Genomic DNA, 19,039 nt, shown 5'->3' with positions numbered 1-19,039 from the left:
ATTAAAGGTCTTGCGCTTGTATGGCAGTTATAATTACGGTGCTGTAAATATCATCAGCAGTACAGCCTCTGCTTAAATCGTTAACCGGTTTATTAAGTCCTTGCAGCATTGGGCCAATAGCTAATGCTCCAGTTTCACGTTGTACGGCTTTATAGGTGTTGTTTCCTGTGTTTAAATCTGGGAAAATTAATACGCTAGCTTGTCCTGCAACTTCAGAATTTGGTAATTTGCTCTTACCAATGCGCATGTCTACAGCAGCATCGTATTGAATAGGGCCTTCTATTTTTAATTCGGGTTCTTGAGCTTTGGCTATTTCGGTAGCTTTTCTCACTTTATCAACATCTTCACCTTTTCCTGAAGCTCCAGAAGAGTAGGATAACATGGCCACTTTAGGCTCTATGCCAAAATCTCTTGCAGTTTTTGCTGATGAAATTGCAATTTCTGCCAATTGTTCCGCATTTGGGTTTGGATTTATGGCACAATCACCAAAAACTGAAACACGATCTTCTAAACACATAAAGAATACAGAAGAGACAATGTTAACTCCTGGTTTTGTTTTTATAAACTGTAACGCAGGACGTAGGGTGTGGGCTGTTGTGTGAACCGCACCCGATACCATTCCGTCTGCATGCCCTTTATAAATCATCATTGTGGCAAAATACGATACGTCTGCCATTGCATCTTTAGCCATGTCTAGGTTTACATTTTTATGTTTTCTTAACTCATAAAATGTATTGGCGTAATCTTCAAAATGAGGTGATTTTAAAGGTGATACAATGTTTATATGTGTAGTATCTAACGGAATATCTAATTTTTCAATTTGCTCCTTAATTATAGTTTCATCTCCAATTAGGGTTAAGTCTACAACTTGGGCATCTATTAATCTTGCTGCAGCTCTTAATACGCGTTCATCAGTGCCTTCTGGAAGTACAATGTGTTTTTTGTTGCTTAATGCACGTTGCAATAAGTTATATTGAAACATTCTTGGGGTGAAAATATCAGACTGGAATGTAATTAAGTCATCGGATAATTTATCGGTATCTACATGCTTTTCAAAAGTAGCAATAGAGGTTTCAATTTTTTCAGTATTTTCAGCATAAATCTTAGAGCGAATTTTGCCAATAATATTGGTAACTGCAAAAGTGCCTTGTTTTACGCTTATAATAGGAACAACGCTAGATAAACCTTCTATTAATTTTAAAATTGGGTCTTCTGGGATAAGTCCGCCTGTTAAAACAATACCAGAAATTTTAGGGTAGTTTTTAGAAATATTTGCCTGTAAAGCGCCTAAAATAATATCGGCTCTATCGCCAGGTGTAATAACTAAGGCGTTTTCCTTTAAATGTGTTAGGTAATTGCGCAGTTGCATAGCGCCAACACTAAAGTTTTCAGATTGGTTGTTAATTAAATCTTCCCCAAATAGAATATTACCTTCAAGCTTTTTTACAATTTCTTTTATGGTTGGGCTCGCTAAGCTTTTAACTTTTGGTATTACCGTAATATCGGTTCCCGAAGTAATTCTAGTTTGTAGTAAAGCTTTTAATTTTAATGTGTCTTCAGGCTTTACCTTATTAGTCATTATAGAAAGTACATCTACTTCTTCTTTAAAGGTATCATGGGCGATTTGAACGTTATCGGCAATTTCAGAAACATTAAGTCCGTCTCCTCTAGAAACAATAATAACAGGCAAACCAAGGTTTTTAGAAATTAGCATATTAATGTCTAACTCTAAACTGGAATTTTCATGAGAAAAATCGGTGCCTTCTACCAATACAATATCAAAACGTTCTTCTAGATATTTGTATCTTTTAATTACATGATCTATTACATCACCAGATTTCCCTTTGTTATATAATTCTAAAACTTCACTTCTTTTGTATGCAAACGTTTTTTTGTAGTTAATATCCAGTTCAAAATACGACACTACGGTATTAATATGGTTATCTGGTTCCCCGTTTTTAGTGTCTTCAATTATTGGTCTAAAATAACCTACTTTTGCAGTTTTTCCCAGTAGCATACGCATTAAGCCTAGTACTACAACAGATTTGCCGCTGTTTGGCTCGATGGTAGCTACGTAAATTCCTTTGCTCATAATTTTAGTATTGCTACAACGTTTTAGTGTTACCCAACTTTATAGCTGTTTATATTAAGTTTTTAAATTCGCGTACAAAAATAGCACCTTAGCTTTAGCCCAAAGATGATATTTGTCATAAAAGCAAATTGGTTAACCAGTTTTGCAAATTTAATTTTTTTAATTAGCTTTCCTAAAATGTAGCTGCTTTAATTACTGCGTTAAATCTCTAAAAAGCGATTCTAAACTTGCATTTTTTTGGTTTAGTTGTAAAATTTTTAATTTATTGTCGTGTGCAAAATCAAAAACATGAGAGCGCATGTCTTCTGTTGTTTTAAAGGTAATTTCGTATATAAACCCATAAGTGTTCACCACGTTTTCAACTTTAGGGAGTTTAAGTAAAAATGCATCTTCAACCCTATAATCAAATTCTACAATAACTATTTGTTCTTTTTCGTTTCTTAGGTCTTTAAGTTTTTTATCGGCTACAATTTCTCCTTTATTAATAATAATAACCCTGTCGCACATGGCTTCAACTTCTTGCATAATGTGTGTGGAGAGAAATACCGTTTTTGTTTTGCCTATAGATTTTATAAGGTTACGAATGTCTACTAACTGATTTGGATCTAAGCCTGTTGTAGGTTCATCTAGAATTAAAACTTCTGGATCGTGTAATAGTGCTGTAGCCAAACCAACGCGTTGGCGGTAGCCCTTAGAGAGCTCACCAATTTTTTTATGAACTTCTGGAGTTAGCCCTGTCATTTCAATTACGGTATTAATTCTGCTTTTGTTAACCTTATATATTTGCGCGTTGAACCCTAAGTACTCTTTTATATACATATCAAGATATAAAGGATTGTGTTCTGGCAGGTAACCAACACTTTTTTGAATGTTTTGAAGCTGTTGTATGCCGTGAGTATTCACTTTAATAGCTCCAGAAGAGGGTTTGATGTAGGTGGTTAAAATTTTCATCATAGTAGACTTACCTGCGCCATTAGGCCCAAGAAAACCAACAATTTCTGGTTGCGATATGTTAAATGATATATTATTTAAGGCTTTTTGGCTACCGTATAATTTTGAAACGTTATTAACTTCAATAGACATATTTCTAAATTGTTTTGTCAAAAATAGTGATTATGTAATGTAATCTAAATTTTGTTGTAAATTCTTTAAAACTTTTAATAAAACCAGAAAAAAGGTTTTATAGTATTTTGATTTCTTAAAATATTATTTACTTTAGCCAACGTAATTATGAGAACAACAACGTATTATACATATTTCAACTTTTTTTATTTCTTTTTTTGCAAAGAAATCGAGACGTTGTGTGTATAGTTTATAACAATATATCTTAATACAAGTCTCGATGAAAATCGAGACTTTTTTTTATGATAAATACAGTAGCCATACAAGGAATAAGAGGTAGTTTTCACCACATAGTATCGCAGGAGTTTTTTAGTGAACCTGTAGATATTATTGAGTGCATGACCTTTGATAGGGTAGTGGAAGCCCTTATTAACCAAGAGTGCGATGCAGCTATTATGGCCTTAGAGAATTCTATTGCAGGGTCTATAATACCAAATTACGCATTAATTGATGATTACCAATTACACATTGTTGGAGAGCATTACTTAGATATTCAGCATAATTTAATGGCATTGCCAAATCAAAATATCGAAGATATTAAAGAGGTATACTCGCACCCTATGGCATTGTTGCAGTGTAAAGACTTTTTTAAGGATTACCCCAATATAAAACTGGTAGAAGATAAGGATACTGCCGAAGTTGCAGAACGTATAAACGCTAAAGGACTTAAAAATATTGGTGCTATTGCTAGTGTTTTGGCCGCCGATATTTTTAATTTGGATATTTTGGCACATAGTATTCAAACCATAAAACATAACGAAACCCGGTTTGCTGTGGTAAAGCGAACTAACTCTGAAGTGCCAGAAAACGAAATTAATAAAGCATCAATTAAGTTTGAAGCCGACCATAAAAGAGGCAGTTTAGCTACTATTTTAAATGTGATGAGCGATTGTAAATTGAATTTAACTAAAATTCAATCGTTGCCAATTATTAAAACACCCTGGAAATACGCCTTTTTTGTAGATGTAACTTTCGAGGCTTACGCAGATTTCTTAAAGGCAAAGTCCATTATTGAGATTATGGGGCAAAATTTTAAATTGTTAGGAGAATATAAAAATGCCAAGATATGATTGAGGTAGCAAAACGATTACATACGGTAGAAGAGTACTATTTCTCAAAAAAATTAAGAGAAGTTGGCCTACTTATAGCTAGCGGCAAGCCTATTATAAATTTAGGTATTGGTAGTCCAGATTTACAACCGCCCCAAAAAGTTGTAGATGCCATAACTGCAAGTTTTAACAATCCGGTAGCACATAAATATCAAAGCTACCAAGGACTGCCAGAATTACGCGAAGCAATGTCTGCCTTTTACAAAAATCATTTTTCTGTTAGTGTTAATGCTGCTAACGAGATATTGCCGCTAATGGGGAGTAAGGAAGGCATTATGCATATCTCTATGGCATATTTAAATGAAGGTGATGAGGTGTTAATTCCAAACCCTGGTTATCCAACATACCAATCTGTAACAAAATTAGTAGGTGCAAAAGGTGTGTTGTATAATTTAGATGCTGCTAACAACTGGATGCCAAATCTTGAAGTCCTAGAAAAGCAAGACTTAAGTAATGTAAAACTTATGTGGGTAAATTATCCACACATGCCTACGGGAGCAACACCAACTGAAACCATTTTTAAAGAGTTGGTGGCCTTTGGGAAACGCCATAATATTTTAATTGTTAACGATAATCCTTACAGTTTTGTTTTAAACGATAACCCCAAAAGTATTTTGAGTGTTGATGGTGCCAAAGAGGTGTGTTTAGAACTAAATTCCTTAAGCAAAACCTTTAATATGGCAGGATGGCGCGTGGGTATGGTTTTAGGAAATAGCGGGCACATTAGCAATATATTAAAGGTAAAAAGTAATATGGACTCTGGTATGTTTTATGGCATACAAAAAGGCGCCGTAGAAGCCTTAAAATGCTCTAAAATGTGGTTTGTAACCCTAAATAGTGTTTATAAAAGGAGACGCGATTTGGTGTGGCAATTAGCCGAAGCTTTAAACTGTACCTACGATAAAAATGCAACAGGAATGTTTGTGTGGGCAAAATTACCAGCATATTTAAAATCTGAAGAGTTTATAGATGTAGTATTGAAAGAGAATCACATATTTATAACGCCAGGAACCATTTTTGGGAGTCAAGGCGAAGGTTACATACGGTTCTCTTTATGCGCTTCAACCGAAATTTTAGAAGAAGCCATAGCAAGAGTGAAGTAGAGTATGCAGTTACAGTTTGTTGTAGTTTAAATGAAATTTGAAAAGTATAAATATAAAGAATAAAAAAACCCGTAACAGTTCCCTCTCCTTTAGAGAGGGTTAGGGAAAGGCCTTGATGAAACATATATATGCCATAGGAGTAGGTTTAATAGGAGGTAGTCTTGCAAAAGATATCAAGAAGCACAACCCAGAAGTTGTTATTCATGGTATAAGTAGAAAAGACACCACGCTTAATACCGCATTAGAGCTTGGGCTAATAGATAGAAAAGCAACTTTAGACGATATAGTTAATGCCGATTTAGTAATTGTTTCCATTCCTGTTGATGCTACAGTAAAACTATTGCCAACTATTTTAGATAAAATATCAGATAAAGGGTTGGTGGTAGATGCAGGCTCAACAAAAGAAGCTATTTGTAAGGCAGTAGAAAACCATCCTAAACGTAGAAACTTTTTAGCAATGCATCCTATTGCAGGAACCGAACATTCTGGACCAACAGCAGCAGTTGAAGGTTTGTTTATAGGTAAAACCAATATTGTTTGCGAGGTTGAAAAGACCACCTTCAAACTACAAGAAAAAGCATTAAAGTTATTTTCAGATATTGGTATGCGTATGCGCTACATGAATCCTGTGGAACATGATAGACATATTGCCTACGTATCGCATTTGTCTCATATAAGTGCATTTATGTTGGGTAAAACGGTGATAGACAAAGAACGAAACGAACGCGATATTTTTGATATGGCTGGAAGTGGTTTTGCTTCAACTGTGCGATTAGCCAAAAGTTCACCAGAAATGTGGACACCAATTTTTGAGCAGAACAAAACCAACGTTATAGAAACGCTAGAGGAATATATTAATAACCTTAATCATTTTAAAGAGCTGATGAAAGACGATAATTTCGAAGCCATATTTAATGAGATGAAAAACACCAATCATATTAAAGATATATTAAACGGAATACATTAAAACTAAACACAAAGAAATATAAATATCAAATTCCAATTAAAAATTAAACCCTTGGAATTTGGAATTTGAATTTTGAAATTTTATTACAATTATGGAAAACAAGAAAGAAATGAGAGCTTGGTTAGATGATTTACAGTTAGATCATCCGTTAGTAATCGCAGGCCCTTGTAGTGCTGAAACCGAAGAGCAAGTTTTAAAAATAGCGCACGAGCTAAAAGATACCGACGTAAACTATTTTAGAGCTGGAATTTGGAAACCAAGAACTCGCCCAGGGAACTTTGAAGGCGTAGGGCATTTAGGCCTAAAATGGTTACAAAAGGTTAAGGCAGAAACGGGGATGAAAACCGCAACTGAAGTAGCCAATGCAAACCATGTAAAATTAGCTTTAGCGCATGATATAGATTTATTATGGATTGGGGCGCGCTCTACAGTAAGCCCGTTTATAGTTCAAGAAATTGCCGATGCCTTAGAAGGTACAGATAAAATAGTGTTAGTAAAAAACCCAGTAAACCCAGATTTACCGCTATGGTTAGGTGCTATAGAGCGTTTATACGCATCGAACATTCAAAAATTAGGAGTAATCCACAGAGGATTTTCTACCTACGAAAAAACCAAATATAGAAATAAACCAAAGTGGCAATTGGCAATTGAGTTACAAACTAAATTTCCAGATTTACCAATAATCAACGATCCTTCGCATATTACAGGTAAACGAGATATGATTTTTGATGTGTCTCAAACCGCTTTAGATTTGAATTTTGATGGGTTAATGATTGAAACACATACCGATCCAGATAATGCATGGAGTGATGCTGCGCAACAAGTAACACCATCAACTTTGGTTCAAATTATGAAAGACTTAAAAATTAGAAAAGAAACCGATGCTGAGTCTGAGTACAATATGGCTTTAGATAAATTAAGAGCTAAAATTGATGTGGTAGACAATCAAATTATAGAGTTGTTAGGCACACGTATGAAAGCTTCAGATGGTATAGGTGAACTTAAAAAGCAAAAGAACGTTGCTGTATTACAAAGTAAACGTTGGAATGAAATTTTAGGCCGTATGGTACTAGAAGGAAAAGAGCATGGATTAAGCGAAGAGTTTATTTTAAAAATGTTTAAGGCTATTCACCAAGAATCTATAAATCACCAAGAGAAAATTATTAACGGATAGATCTTGTTTGCCATAATAAAAAATGCCTCGATTTAGCGAGGCATTTTTTTTGGCTTTTAAAAGACTATTGTTTGTTTCTTTTAAAAATATAACGTGTAATAAAAATACCTTGCCCATCATCTTTTCCGCTATCGCTTTCAACAGCGCTGGTTACAAATGCCAGTTCCCAACCTTCTTCAATCATGGTATTTATTTTTGAGCCAATAAGTACATCGTTAGAGGCAATATTTTGAAAGCGTATACCGGCAATATTGTAGAAATTTAAGAGTTTGGTTTCCTCAAAATCTTTTACACGAATATCTTTTCTTTTAGATTTATTCCTTGTGTTATCTTCTTCGGTCTGTTCTGACGTAAAATCTTCGTAATCTCTTTCAGTAGTTGCAGATATTAATCTAGAACGTCCCAATCCACTGGGTACTATAGATTCTACACTCGTAATTACTTTATACTCTACTTGTGCTTGTGTTTCAATAAAACTAAAGGCACAAATTGCTAAGACTAATACTAATTTTTTCATGTTGTTGAATTTTAAAATTTATGGTTAAAAAATGGCTAATATAAAAATACACTTACATAAATATGATATGTTTTATTAAAGTATTTTCAATTAAGACTATTTATAAGTGTATGTGTTACATAAATTTTAGTTTTTGTGTTACTATTTTTTTTAGAGCGAAAACCGTACTAAAAAGGTTGGCCAATTCATAAAAATTCAATTTAAAAATTGTTATTTTGTGATATAATCTATTGCATGACAGGACGCGTTTATAAATCTACAGGGAGTTGGTATACTGTTAAAACACAGTTGGGAGAGGTATATCAATGCCGTATAAAAGGTAAATTTCGTATAAAGGGCATAAAAAGCACAAACCCAATTGCGGTGGGCGATATTGTAGATTTTGAGTTAGAAACCAATAACGATACTGTATCGGGAATAATTCATAACATTCACGATAGAACAAATTATATTGTTCGTAAGTCGGTAAACCTATCTAAACAAACACACATTATTTCGGCTAATATCGATCAGGTGTTTTTAATGATAACCATAGATAATCCGCCAACACTTACTAGTTTTATAGACAGGTTTTTGGTAACTGCCGAAGCCTATTCCATTAAAACAATTTTACTGTTTAATAAAATAGATGTTTATGATGAAGAAACTTTACTTGAAGTAAAATATCTAGCTCATATATACAGAAAAATAGGCTATGAATGTATTGGTATTTCGGCTAAAACAGGAAAAAATATAGATAAAGTAAAAGGTATAATGCGGGATAAGGTAAGCGTATTTGCTGGCCATTCTGGAGTAGGGAAATCTACATTGGTTAATGCCATAGAGCCTTCATTAAATTTAAAAACTAAAGAAATTTCTACACAACATAGCCAAGGACAACACACTACTACCTTTGCTGAAATGTTCGATACCAGTTTTGGAGGAAAAATAATTGATACCCCAGGTATAAAAGGTTTTGGTGTTGTAGATATGGATAAAGAAGAGGTGGGCGATTATTTTCCAGAAATTTTTGCACTAAAACAAAACTGTAAGTTTAATAATTGTTTGCATTTGCAAGAGCCCAAATGTGCTGTTAAAGAGGCCTTAGAGAACGATGAGATTGCTTATTCCCGCTACAGAAGCTATGTTCAAATTTTAGAAGGAGAAGATGAAAATTACAGAACCGATAACTGGGACGAATAGTAAATATTTATTAGAAAGCGGCCATGGCATTATTAAAACAAATTAAGTAAAATACTTTTGAGTATTCCCACGCCTTCTTCAAATAGGTTTAGGTATAAAAATAATGAAAGTAGTTATTCAACGCGTATTAGAGTCTAGTGTTACTATTGAAGCTAAAAAAGTAGCCTCCATAGGTAAAGGGCTATTAGTGTTTTTAGGTATTGTTAATGATGATACTCAGGACGATATAGATTGGTTATGTAACAAAATAGTAAACCTTAGAATTTTTGGAGATGAAAATGGGGTGATGAACAAATCCTTACAAGATGTAGGTGGCGAGTTAATTCTGGTAAGTCAGTTTACACTGCATGCAGCTACAAAAAAAGGAAACCGCCCTAGTTACATTAAAGCAGCTAAACCAGAAGTCGCCATACCCTTATATAAAGCATGTATTAAAGCATTAGAAGATGTTTTAGGTAAAACCATTAAAACAGGTGAATTTGGAGCCAATATGCAGGTAGAACTAATAAATGATGGTCCTGTAACTATCATTATAGATTCTAAACAAAAAGAATAATATGGCATCAGTTTTTGGTCATGGTATTGTTGGGTTTACACTTTCAAAAGTAATAGATAATAAAAATTTAAAGTGGCTCATGTTGGCAGCTATGTTTTCTGCCATTTTACCAGATTTTGATGTTATTGGTTATAGAATAGGTATTCCTTATGCATCTCCTCTAGGGCATCGTGGGTTTACACACTCCATTTTATTTGCCGTTTTATGGAGTTTGTTTTTAATGTTTACCATTGGAAGAAAACATAAACTAACATGGTTTTTAGTTGTTTTTACAACTACAATATCTCATGGGCTTTTAGATGCTATAACCACTGGAGGCGAAGGTGTTGGCTTTTTTATACCGTTTGAAAATTCTAGGTATTTTTTTCCTACTCGTGTAATATTAGTGTCGCCTTTAAGCATAAAAAGCTTTTTTACAGATTGGGGACTTCAAGTTATTTTTAGTGAGATAAAATAAGTGGTTATACCATGCATAAGCATCATTAGTGTAAGATTTTTATTTAAAAAAATAAGAAATTAATTAATAAAACATGATATTTCTCATAAAATAATAAGTCTATTTCTTATAGATTTATAGTCCGAAATTTTAATTTTTATTAATTGGTTTGAAGCATCTCTGTTTTTTAGCGCTATTTCTTGTTTCCTATTTTAGTACTTCCCAAGACAAATATTATTCTAGTTTAACAATTCCTGAAACATTAAGCGAGCATGCAAATGCTGTAATACGTAAAAATGATGTAAGCGTTTCATTAAATTCTCCTGCAGAAATGGTGGTAGAGGTACACCGCATCATAACTGTTTTAAATAAAGAAGGTAATACACACGTAAATGCATTTGCGCACTACGATAACAGTATAAAGATTAAAAGTATTAACGCTTCAATTTTTGATGCCAATGGTACACAAATAAAGAAAATAAGAAAAAACGATTTTACAGATGTAAGCGCCGTTGATGGCGGTACATTATACTCAGATTCAAGAGTAAAATTTTTAAGTTACACACCAGTTAGTTATCCTTATACGGTAGAGTTTACTTGCGAAACCGAAACTAACAATACTGCTTTTATTGAGTCTTTTATGCCATTAGAAGGGTATTATGTTAGTACTGAAAATAGTTCTTATATCCTTAATTATTCAGATGAAATTACGCTAAGGAAAAAAGAAGAAAATTTAGAAAACTTAGAATTAAAAACAGATAAAACTGCTCAACAAATAGTTTATAAAGCTACTAATTTAAAGGCATTAAAGCCAGAGCACCATAGTCCGGAATTTAATGAAATTATACCAAGGGTATTATTTGCCTCAGATAAATTTGCATTAAAAGGAAAGCAGGCAGAGGCAAATAATTGGGCAGATTTTGGGAAATGGATCTATAACGATTTGGTTAAAGATGCCTCAGATTTATCCCCAGAGACTGTTGCCTTTGTAAATAATTTGGTAAAAGATAAACCCAATGATATAGAAAAAGCAAAAGCAATTTACCAATATGTACAAAATAAAACACGCTACATAAGTGTACAAATAGGTATTGGTGGGTGGAAACCGTTTAATGCTTCTGAGGTAGATGAGCTAGGGTATGGAGACTGCAAAGGTCTTACAAATTACACTATGTCCTTGTTAAAGGCTGTTGGTGTAGAATCTTATTATACCGTTTTGTACGCAAGTAAAAACCAAAGAGATATTGATAAAGATTTTGTCTCCATGCAAGGCAATCATGCTATTTTAACAATCCCATCAAATAAAGGAGATTTATGGTTAGAATGTACTAGCCAACAAATTCCATTTGCGTTTATAGGTGGTTTTATTGACGATAGGGATGTTCTAGTTGTAAAACCAGAAGGCGGAGAAATAAAACACACAAAAAAATACTACAGTAGCGAAAACCTACAAACTACAAAAGGTACCTGCCAATTGCTAGCCGATGGCTCAATTACTGCAACAACAAGCGTAATCTCCCAAGGTGTGCAGTATAATAATAAATATTGGTTAGAATCTGAAACTCCCCGAGATTTAGATATACATTATAAAAACCGTTGGAATTATATAAATAATTTCACTATCGATAAGCTTCAAATTAAAAACGATAAGCAAAACATAAAATTCGAGGAAAATATAAGTTTTAATGCTGCCAATTACAGCAAAATAGTGGGCAACAGAATGCTGTTATGCGTTAATGCATTAAACAGAAGTACTTACATACCCAACAGGTATAGCAATAGAAAATTGCCCGTTAAAATTTATAGAGGGTATAAAGATGTAGATGAAGTAGAAATAAAACTACCACAAGGCTACAAAATAGAAGCATTGCCCGAAACCATCAACATAAAAAGTCAATTCGGTACATATAGTTTAATAATTAATGAAAAGGATGCTAATACATTGGTTTACAACAGGGTTTTAGAAACTAAGGCAGGAGAGTTTACCAAAGAAGCCTACAAGGATTTTAGGGATTTTTATAAAGCTATAGCTAAAAGTGATAATTTAAAAATAGCATTGATTAAACTATAAACCCAATGAAATATTTCAACACTCTTATGTTAGTAGTATTATGTAATACGCTAGCCAGCCAAAATTACGACTTTGGTAAAGTCTCAAAAGAAGAATTAACAGAAAAAAGCTGTTCTGTAGATAGTACCGCCAACGCTGCTGTACTTTATGAATACAGAAATACGTATTTTTCCATGAATACATCGGGTCCCACTTTACAAACCGAAATACATAAGCGTATAAAAATATATAACAAGGAAGGGTTTGATAGTGCTACTGAAACTATAGACCTTTTCGATCCTAGGGGGGCTGGGGAGTCTGTTGGAAAAATTAGAGCCTATACCTATAATCTCGAAGGTGGCAAAATAGTAAAGACAAGTTTAGACAAAGACCAAGTTTTTAAAGACAGGGTGAGCTATAATTACAAACAAGTAAAATTTACAATGCCTAATGTAAAAGAAGGAACGGTAATAGAGTTAAAATACAGAATTACCTCTCCATACATATGGAATATTGACGAGTTTGTTTTACAACGTGAAATCCCAATAAAACGTATAGAAGCATCTCTTAAAACACCAGAGTGGTTTAGGTTTAAAAGCACATCAAAAGGGTATTTGCAATTTTTCCCAAAACAGCACTTAGCGCACGACCCTAATTTTGAAACAATGGTAGTTAACGAGTATAAATTGGATAATGTTTCAGCATTAAAAGAAGAGAGTTATGTAGATAATATTAACAACTATAGAGCTGGCGCTGTTTTTGAGCTAGTATCTATTGAAATTCCAGGACAAATGTATCGCAGTTATGCTCAAACATGGGGAGAGGTAGCGAGAACCATAGGAAGCTCAGACGATTATAAGAATCAACTCGATAAATCTAACTCTTTTGATGAGGAGTTAGACGAACTATTGGTTGGTGCTACAAGCGATATTGAAAAAATGGACAGGATTTTTAAATACGTAAAAGATCATATAAAGTGGAATGGTATTGATGGAAAATCGTTTTTTCATGGTATTAGAAAAGCGTTAAAAGAAAAAAAGGGCAATACAGCAGATATTAACTTAACGTTGGTTGCAATGCTAAGATATGCAGGCTTATACGCAAACCCTGTAGTTATTAGCACTAAAGACAATATTATTCCTTTTTTTCCAACAGTTGATAGATTAAACTACGTAATAGCTTACACTAAAATTGGAGAAGAAAAATATTTCCTAGATGCAACAGAAGAGTTTAGCGATATTAATGTGCTTCCTGTAAAAGATTACAACTGGCGTGGTATTTTAATTGATAACCCCAACTCTGTATGGGACGAAATTTATTTAAAAGAACCAGATTTGGCCTTAAGTAATTACACCATAAATGCAAATTTAAATGAAGATGGAACTATTTCAGGCAATTTTAATTCAGAGTATTCAAAACATAAAGCACTAGAATTTAGAAAAAACTTTAAAGACAAAGATTTAGACGATTTTATAACGATAAGGGAAGGTAGGTTTGACGATATCGAAATCTCTGAATATACATTAGAAAACACAGACTCATATAAAGGAAATGTAGAAGAAAAGTTCAACTTTTATAAAGAAGAGGGAGCCGATATTATTAATGATAAAATTTATGTTCAACCTTTTATGTTTCTTAAGATTAAAGAAAACCCTTTTAAATTAGAAAAAAGATTATTTCCTGTAGATTTTGGATACCCGTTTTTTAACAGGTACATTGTGTCCATTGATATTCCAGAAGGTTATGCCCCAGAAACAGAGCTATCTCCTATAATCATGAAAATACCAAATAACCTAGGCGAGTTTAAATTTTACCCAAGCTTTGTTGGCGGAAAGCTAAGATTAATGGTAAATTATAAAATAAACAAAGCAGTAGTAAGTGCAGAAAACTATTTATTTTTGAAACAATTTTTTAACGAAATGATAATTAAGGAAAACGAACAAATAGTTTTAACAAAAACCTAATGGATATAAAAAACGCACAAAAAATTGTAGACAACTGGATTAACGAACACGGTGTACGCTATTTTAATGAACTTACCAATATGGCGCAACTTACCGAAGAGGTAGGTGAGGTAGCGAGAATTATTGCACGTCGCTATGGTGAACAAAGCGAAAAGGAAAGCGATAAAGATAAAGACCTTGGTGAAGAATTGGCCGATGTGCTGTTTGTAGTACTCTGTTTAGCAAATCAAACGGGTGTTGATTTGCAGGATGCTTTCGATAAGCGTATGGATAAAAAAACCAAACGAGACCACGATAGGCATCACAATAATCAGAAATTAAAATAATTGTAATTATATTTGACGCTTCTAATTTTAGAAGCGTTTTTTAATGGATATTACCCTTCATAAATCAAAACTTACAAACCGTAAATCGAACATAACTATTACTGGTTCTAAAAGTGAATCTAATAGATTATTATTGTTACAGGCTCTTTTTCCAGAAATTGAGTTGAAAAACATATCAAATTCTGATGATAGTAATTTGATGATTAACGCATTAGCTTCAAAAGAAAAGCTGGTAGATATTCATCATGCTGGTACAGCAATGCGCTTTTTAACTGCTTATTTTGCGGTTCAGGAAGGTAGGGCAACTGTATTAACAGGATCTAAGCGCATGAAAGAACGCCCAATTAAAATTTTAGTAGATGCATTGCGGGCACTAGGCGCAGATATAAGTTATATAGAAAACGAAGGATTTCCCCCAATAGCCATACAGGGTAAAAAATTAACTAAAAACCAGGTATCCTTAAAGGCCAATGTAAGTAGTCAGTATATTTCTGCTTTATTGCTTATTGCTTCAAAATTAAAAAATGGTATTGTTCTAACTTTAGAAGGCGATATTACTTCGGTACCATATATAAACATGACGTTACGTTTGCTAAACGAAATTGGGGTTGAAACACAATTTAAAGATAATGTTATTACCGTATTTCCTGCAACCGAAAAACGAATAGATAAAACTCTAACAGTAGAGTCAGATTGGTCATCAGCTTCCTATTATTTCAGTATTGCGGCCCTTAGTGAAGTTGGTACGCAAATAACACTTTCTTCATACAAAGAAAATTCTTTACAAGGCGACTCGTGTTTGGTAGAAATCTACAAACATTTTGGAGTAACATCAAAATTTATCAATAATAGCATTACGCTAACCAAAGAGGCAGTGGTACTACAACCGCTAGAATTAAGTTTAAAAAATGCACCAGATATTGCACAAACTATAGCTGTAACCTGTTTTGCTTTGGGTATTTCATGCCATTTAACAGGGCTTCACACTTTAAAAATTAAAGAAACCGATAGGTTGGTAGCGCTAAAAACCGAAATTGAAAAACTTGGCGGCAGCGTAGAAATTACCGATAAATCGCTGCATTTAAAGCCTTCAAAAGCTATAAAACCTTTAATGGCAATTGCCACTTACAACGACCATAGAATGGCTATGGCCTTTGCACCAGTAGCTTTAAAACAAGATGTAATTGTTAAGGATGCAGCTGTGGTTTCTAAAAGCTATCCAACCTTTTGGAACGATTTAAAAAGTATTGGTTTTAAGATATCGCAATAATAATTGCTTATTTACTTGACAACCCCTATCTGCAGATTGTATATTTGCAACTTTGTAAAAATTACTTAAATACATAATCCATGAAATTATCGAACTTCGGTTTTGATTTGCCAGCAGAGTTATTAGCAGAATATCCTTCAGAAAATAGAGATGAATCTCGTTTAATGGTTTTAAATAGAAAAGACCAAACTATAGAGCATAAACAATTTAAAGATCTCATTAATTATTTTGATGAAGATGATGTAATGATTTTGAATAACACTAAGGTTTTTCCTGCCCGTTTATACGGTAACAAGGAAAAAACAGGTGCTAGAATCGAGGTTTTTTTATTAAGGGAACTTAACGAAGAACAACGCCTTTGGGATGTGTTGGTAGACCCAGCAAGAAAAATAAGAATAGGTAATAAATTATATTTTGGCGAAGACGAAAGTTTAGTAGCCGAAGTTATAGACAATACAACCTCTAGAGGGCGCACCTTACGTTTCTTATACGATGGCTCTTACCAAGAATTTAGAATAAAGTTAAGAGAATTGGGCGAAACACCGCTACCCAAATACATTAAACGCGAAGTAGAGCCAGAAGACGAAGACCGTTACCAAACTATTTTTGCAAAAAACGAAGGTGCTGTAGCAGCACCAACAGCAGGATTACATTTCTCTAAGCATTTGTTGAAACGCTTGGAAATTAAAGGTGTAAATTTTGCCGAAGTAACCTTACACGTTGGTCTAGGTACATTTAATCCCGTTGAGGTGGAAGACTTATCTAAGCACAAAATGGATAGTGAAGAAATTAAAATTGGGCCAGAAGCTGTAGATATTATAAACACAGGAATTAAAAACAGAAAACGCGTTTGTGCCGTGGGTACTACTGCTATGCGTACTATAGAAAGTGCGGTGTCCTCTAGTGGGCTATTAAACGAAATGGATGGGTGGACTAACAAGTTTATTTTCCCTCCTTACGATTTTAGTATAGCTAATTGTATGGTAACAAATTTCCATACACCAAAATCTACATTATTAATGATGATTTCGGCATTCGCAGGTCACGATTTTGTAATGGAAGCTTACCAAGAAGCCATTAAAGAAAAATACAAGTTTTACAGTTATGGCGATGCCATGTTAATTTTATAACTATTAAATCCCGTTTTTTAACGGGATTTTTTTTAGCGATGTTTCTAGAAGTTGGGCGTTACTTTCGTTCCATACCTACAAGGTTTTTTAGAAACCTTGCAGGAGTCACTTCAGTCGGGCTTTCACTACTCAATCTTTTTAAAGCGACATTGCAAGGAGATTATTAACGCGGCTATCCACACATTTAATTTCCTAATTACATAAAGTTTCAACTCACTTTAAAAAGGATTTCATACAAACCGTTCAATCCCTAACGCGGGCCTGTTTGCTAAAATCGCTCATTAATCCAATCTGCAATTAATTTTAGTGCAGAAGGCGCAAAGGTCTCCTCAATAGTTTTGTATTCATCTAAATTACCGGTTTCAGCAGTTTGAAATAAGTGGTTTAAGTTTTCTAGTTCTTTTATAGTAACATCGGTATTCCCCGAAGTAGCCAAGGCCTTTTGTATTTCTGGTAAGTTAACCTCGGGCAACACCTGTACATCTTTACTACCATTTAAAACTAAGATGGAGCAGGTTGTTTTTTCTAAATACTCTTTAGGATCAATTTTTATAAATTCCAATAACCATTTCGATTCTAAAATTTTGAATTGCTGTTCAATTAAAATGGGTGTAATTGAGGGAGAAACTATAGACATTGGGTTTTGTGCTTTAAAATTATTTAGTCCTTTTGCAATCTTAGATTTTATGGTGTCGGTGTTTTTGTAACGCTTTATTACATCATAAATAATGGTGGTTAGTTTTTCATTCTCATCAATCATCATCTTTTGTACACCTCTTAATTCCATCATTTTTCTGGATTGTGTTTCAAGAATTTTTCCACCGTCTACACCTGGTCCTGCTAACATCACTACAAAAGCAACATCTTTATTTTTAGAAGTCACAATAGGTGCAATTAACCCGCCTTCACTATGGCCAATAAGCCCTATTTTACTGGTGTCAATATCATTTCGAGTTTTTAAAAAGTGTATTGCAGCTTCAACATCCAAAGCAAAATCAAAAGAAGTTGCATCCTTAAATTTACCTTGGGATTCGCCAACACCTCTGTCATCATATCTTAAAACCGCTATACCTTGTTTTGTTAAATAATCTGCTAGTACCAAAAACGGTTTATGATTAAATGGTTTTAAGTAAGCATCTCTATTTTGCGGACCAGAACCGCTTATTAAAATTGCTACGGGCGGTTTTTTTATAGCCTTAGGTAATGTAAGCGTACCTGCCAATTTAATGCTGTCGGCTTTACTATTAAAAAAAACGACATCTTCAACATTATAGTTAAAAGGGATTTTTGGTTCTTGAGGTCTCTCATTTTGCGCAATACTTAAATTTAAGTAAAAGCATAAAATTAAAGTAAGGCAAAACGCTAGTTTTTTCATCATGTTTGTGGAATATATGCGCAAAGGCATAATTTTTGATTAAATTTATCTAAAAAACAAACGCCATGAAACAACTTCTATCAATAATTGTTTTATTTCTCGTAATATCTTGTGCGCCCATTTATGTAACCTACGATTATGATAAAGCGGTAAACTTCTCTAAATACAAAACCTACCAATATTTTGGTGATATGGACACTGGTTTAAGCGAACTAGATACCAAGCGATTGTTGGATGCCTTAGACCAAAAATTACAGGCTACTGGGTTTGTAATTTCTGAAAATCCAGATTTTTTAATTGATATTAAAACTACAGAATTTCGTAACCAACAACGTGAAACTGTTGGTGTAGGCGTTGGCGGCGGCGGTGGTAACGTAGGTGGCGGTATTTCTATAGGTTTGCCAATAGGGCAGTCTAACATGACCAAACAAATTATTTTTGATTTTGTAGATGCCTCTAATAAGCAGTTATTTTGGCAGGCAAATAGTGAAGCGAGTTTTAACCCAAAAGCAGAACCTATAAAAAGAGAAGAACGCTTTACAGCAATAGTAGAGAAGGTATTTAAAACATTTCCGCCCAAAACAAAATAGTACTCAATTTTACAATTATCCTAACATTTTAAATTCTACTTTCTTTCTTATGTTTTGTAGTTTTACGTAAACTAAA

Annotated in this window: 17 protein-coding genes; 13 read left to right on the top strand and 4 right to left on the bottom strand. The window is 33.7% G+C overall.

The genetic code is table 11. The features are described 5' to 3' along the window. Position 1: 1 nt before the first annotated feature. The gene (gene pta / locus CLV33_RS09835; protein ID WP_105473758.1) at positions 2 to 2,092 is read right to left on the bottom strand and encodes a phosphate acetyltransferase; all 2,091 of its coding nucleotides are present in this window, start codon (positions 2,090 to 2,092) and stop codon (positions 2 to 4) included. A gap of 192 nt (positions 2,093 to 2,284) precedes the next feature. Beyond that, positions 2,285 to 3,175, bottom strand: coding sequence for a gliding motility-associated ABC transporter ATP-binding subunit GldA (gene gldA / locus CLV33_RS09830; RefSeq protein ID WP_105473757.1), 891 nt, complete (start codon positions 3,173 to 3,175; stop codon positions 2,285 to 2,287). 281 nt (positions 3,176 to 3,456) lie between these two features. On the opposite strand from gldA, the gene CLV33_RS09825 reads away from it, so the two are divergent. The 4 genes from CLV33_RS09825 (at position 3,457) to CLV33_RS09810 (ending at position 7,567) form a co-directional block, all read left to right on the top strand. After that, the gene (locus tag CLV33_RS09825) at positions 3,457 to 4,284 is read left to right on the top strand and encodes a prephenate dehydratase (RefSeq protein WP_042241746.1); all 828 of its coding nucleotides are present in this window, start codon (positions 3,457 to 3,459) and stop codon (positions 4,282 to 4,284) included. Then, positions 4,281 to 5,426, top strand: a complete 1,146-nt coding sequence (locus CLV33_RS09820) for a pyridoxal phosphate-dependent aminotransferase (RefSeq protein WP_105473756.1) — start codon at positions 4,281 to 4,283, stop codon at positions 5,424 to 5,426. Before CLV33_RS09825 ends, CLV33_RS09820 begins: the two co-directional genes overlap by 4 nt. A gap of 115 nt (positions 5,427 to 5,541) precedes the next feature. Further along, positions 5,542 to 6,393, top strand: coding sequence for a prephenate dehydrogenase (locus tag CLV33_RS09815; protein WP_042241751.1), 852 nt, complete (start codon positions 5,542 to 5,544; stop codon positions 6,391 to 6,393). 91 nt (positions 6,394 to 6,484) lie between these two features. Next, positions 6,485 to 7,567 (top strand): bifunctional 3-deoxy-7-phosphoheptulonate synthase/chorismate mutase type II, encoded by a 1,083-nt coding sequence (locus CLV33_RS09810; RefSeq protein WP_042241754.1) that lies wholly within the window; start codon positions 6,485 to 6,487, stop codon positions 7,565 to 7,567. Between the two features lie 64 nt (positions 7,568 to 7,631). Here the strand turns inward: CLV33_RS09810 and CLV33_RS09805 are convergent, their stop codons facing one another. Next, positions 7,632 to 8,084: a hypothetical protein gene (locus CLV33_RS09805; RefSeq protein WP_042241757.1), complete on the bottom strand. Its 453-nt coding sequence runs from the start codon at positions 8,082 to 8,084 to the stop codon at positions 7,632 to 7,634. 234 nt (positions 8,085 to 8,318) lie between these two features. Between CLV33_RS09805 and rsgA the strand changes: the two genes are divergently transcribed. The 8 genes from rsgA (at position 8,319) to queA (ending at position 16,998) form a co-directional block, all read left to right on the top strand. After that, the gene (rsgA, locus tag CLV33_RS09800) at positions 8,319 to 9,266 is read left to right on the top strand and encodes a ribosome small subunit-dependent GTPase A (RefSeq protein WP_042241761.1); all 948 of its coding nucleotides are present in this window, start codon (positions 8,319 to 8,321) and stop codon (positions 9,264 to 9,266) included. Between the two features lie 103 nt (positions 9,267 to 9,369). After that, entirely contained in the window at positions 9,370 to 9,822 is a 453-nt protein-coding gene (gene dtd / locus CLV33_RS09795; protein WP_105473755.1) for a D-aminoacyl-tRNA deacylase, read from the top strand. A 1-nt stretch (position 9,823) separates the two neighbouring features. Beyond that, on the top strand, positions 9,824 to 10,279 hold the full coding sequence (locus tag CLV33_RS09790) for a metal-dependent hydrolase (RefSeq protein WP_105473754.1): 456 nt from the start codon (positions 9,824 to 9,826) through the stop codon (positions 10,277 to 10,279). A 148-nt stretch (positions 10,280 to 10,427) separates the two neighbouring features. Continuing rightward, positions 10,428 to 12,329, top strand: coding sequence for a DUF3857 domain-containing transglutaminase family protein (locus tag CLV33_RS09785; protein WP_105473753.1), 1,902 nt, complete (start codon positions 10,428 to 10,430; stop codon positions 12,327 to 12,329). A gap of 5 nt (positions 12,330 to 12,334) precedes the next feature. Next, positions 12,335 to 14,272, top strand: a complete 1,938-nt coding sequence (locus CLV33_RS09780) for a DUF3857 and transglutaminase domain-containing protein (RefSeq protein ID WP_105473752.1) — start codon at positions 12,335 to 12,337, stop codon at positions 14,270 to 14,272. Beyond that, entirely contained in the window at positions 14,272 to 14,598 is a 327-nt protein-coding gene (locus CLV33_RS09775) for a nucleotide pyrophosphohydrolase (protein ID WP_105473751.1), read from the top strand. The genes CLV33_RS09780 and CLV33_RS09775 overlap by 1 nt, the downstream gene beginning before the upstream one ends. Before the next feature lie 43 nt (positions 14,599 to 14,641). Then, positions 14,642 to 15,868 (top strand): 3-phosphoshikimate 1-carboxyvinyltransferase, encoded by a 1,227-nt coding sequence (locus CLV33_RS09770; protein WP_105473750.1) that lies wholly within the window; start codon positions 14,642 to 14,644, stop codon positions 15,866 to 15,868. An 80-nt stretch (positions 15,869 to 15,948) separates the two neighbouring features. Continuing rightward, positions 15,949 to 16,998 carry a tRNA preQ1(34) S-adenosylmethionine ribosyltransferase-isomerase QueA gene (gene queA, locus CLV33_RS09765; RefSeq protein ID WP_105473749.1) on the top strand — a complete coding sequence of 350 codons (1,050 nt, stop codon included), beginning with the start codon at positions 15,949 to 15,951 and terminating at the stop codon, positions 16,996 to 16,998. Positions 16,999 to 17,266: 268 nt separating this feature from the next. Here the strand turns inward: queA and CLV33_RS09760 are convergent, their stop codons facing one another. After that, positions 17,267 to 18,376 carry an alpha/beta hydrolase family protein gene (locus CLV33_RS09760; RefSeq protein ID WP_170064003.1) on the bottom strand — a complete coding sequence of 370 codons (1,110 nt, stop codon included), beginning with the start codon at positions 18,374 to 18,376 and terminating at the stop codon, positions 17,267 to 17,269. Positions 18,377 to 18,438: 62 nt separating this feature from the next. Here CLV33_RS09760 and CLV33_RS09755 point away from each other — a divergent pair, with 62 nt between their 5' ends. After that, positions 18,439 to 18,963, top strand: coding sequence for a DUF4136 domain-containing protein (locus CLV33_RS09755; RefSeq protein ID WP_105473747.1), 525 nt, complete (start codon positions 18,439 to 18,441; stop codon positions 18,961 to 18,963). Positions 18,964 to 19,039 lie beyond the last annotated feature (76 nt).

Origin of the sequence: Jejuia pallidilutea, assembly GCF_002973595.1 — a bacterium.
Classification (GTDB): domain Bacteria; phylum Bacteroidota; class Bacteroidia; order Flavobacteriales; family Flavobacteriaceae; genus Jejuia; species Jejuia pallidilutea.
This window is presented reverse-complemented; position numbering and strand designations above follow the sequence as displayed.

What these genes read in the sequence shown, in the direction of transcription:
- pta (WP_105473758.1), bottom strand. Translation starts at nt 2,092, where the DNA reads ATGAGCAAAGGAATTTACGTAGCTACCATCGAGCCAAACAGCGGCAAA.
- gldA (WP_105473757.1), bottom strand. Translation starts at nt 3,175, where the DNA reads ATGTCTATTGAAGTTAATAACGTTTCAAAATTATACGGTAGCCAAAAA.
- CLV33_RS09825 (WP_042241746.1), top strand. Translation starts at nt 3,457, where the DNA reads ATGATAAATACAGTAGCCATACAAGGAATAAGAGGTAGTTTTCACCAC.
- CLV33_RS09820 (WP_105473756.1), top strand. Translation starts at nt 4,281, where the DNA reads ATGATTGAGGTAGCAAAACGATTACATACGGTAGAAGAGTACTATTTC.
- CLV33_RS09815 (WP_042241751.1), top strand. Translation starts at nt 5,542, where the DNA reads ATGAAACATATATATGCCATAGGAGTAGGTTTAATAGGAGGTAGTCTT.
- CLV33_RS09810 (WP_042241754.1), top strand. Translation starts at nt 6,485, where the DNA reads ATGGAAAACAAGAAAGAAATGAGAGCTTGGTTAGATGATTTACAGTTA.
- CLV33_RS09805 (WP_042241757.1), bottom strand. Translation starts at nt 8,084, where the DNA reads ATGAAAAAATTAGTATTAGTCTTAGCAATTTGTGCCTTTAGTTTTATT.
- rsgA (WP_042241761.1), top strand. Translation starts at nt 8,319, where the DNA reads ATGACAGGACGCGTTTATAAATCTACAGGGAGTTGGTATACTGTTAAA.
- dtd (WP_105473755.1), top strand. Translation starts at nt 9,370, where the DNA reads ATGAAAGTAGTTATTCAACGCGTATTAGAGTCTAGTGTTACTATTGAA.
- CLV33_RS09790 (WP_105473754.1), top strand. Translation starts at nt 9,824, where the DNA reads ATGGCATCAGTTTTTGGTCATGGTATTGTTGGGTTTACACTTTCAAAA.
- CLV33_RS09780 (WP_105473752.1), top strand. Translation starts at nt 12,335, where the DNA reads ATGAAATATTTCAACACTCTTATGTTAGTAGTATTATGTAATACGCTA.
- CLV33_RS09775 (WP_105473751.1), top strand. Translation starts at nt 14,272, where the DNA reads ATGGATATAAAAAACGCACAAAAAATTGTAGACAACTGGATTAACGAA.
- CLV33_RS09770 (WP_105473750.1), top strand. Translation starts at nt 14,642, where the DNA reads ATGGATATTACCCTTCATAAATCAAAACTTACAAACCGTAAATCGAAC.
- queA (WP_105473749.1), top strand. Translation starts at nt 15,949, where the DNA reads ATGAAATTATCGAACTTCGGTTTTGATTTGCCAGCAGAGTTATTAGCA.
- CLV33_RS09760 (WP_170064003.1), bottom strand. Translation starts at nt 18,376, where the DNA reads ATGATGAAAAAACTAGCGTTTTGCCTTACTTTAATTTTATGCTTTTAC.
- CLV33_RS09755 (WP_105473747.1), top strand. Translation starts at nt 18,439, where the DNA reads ATGAAACAACTTCTATCAATAATTGTTTTATTTCTCGTAATATCTTGT.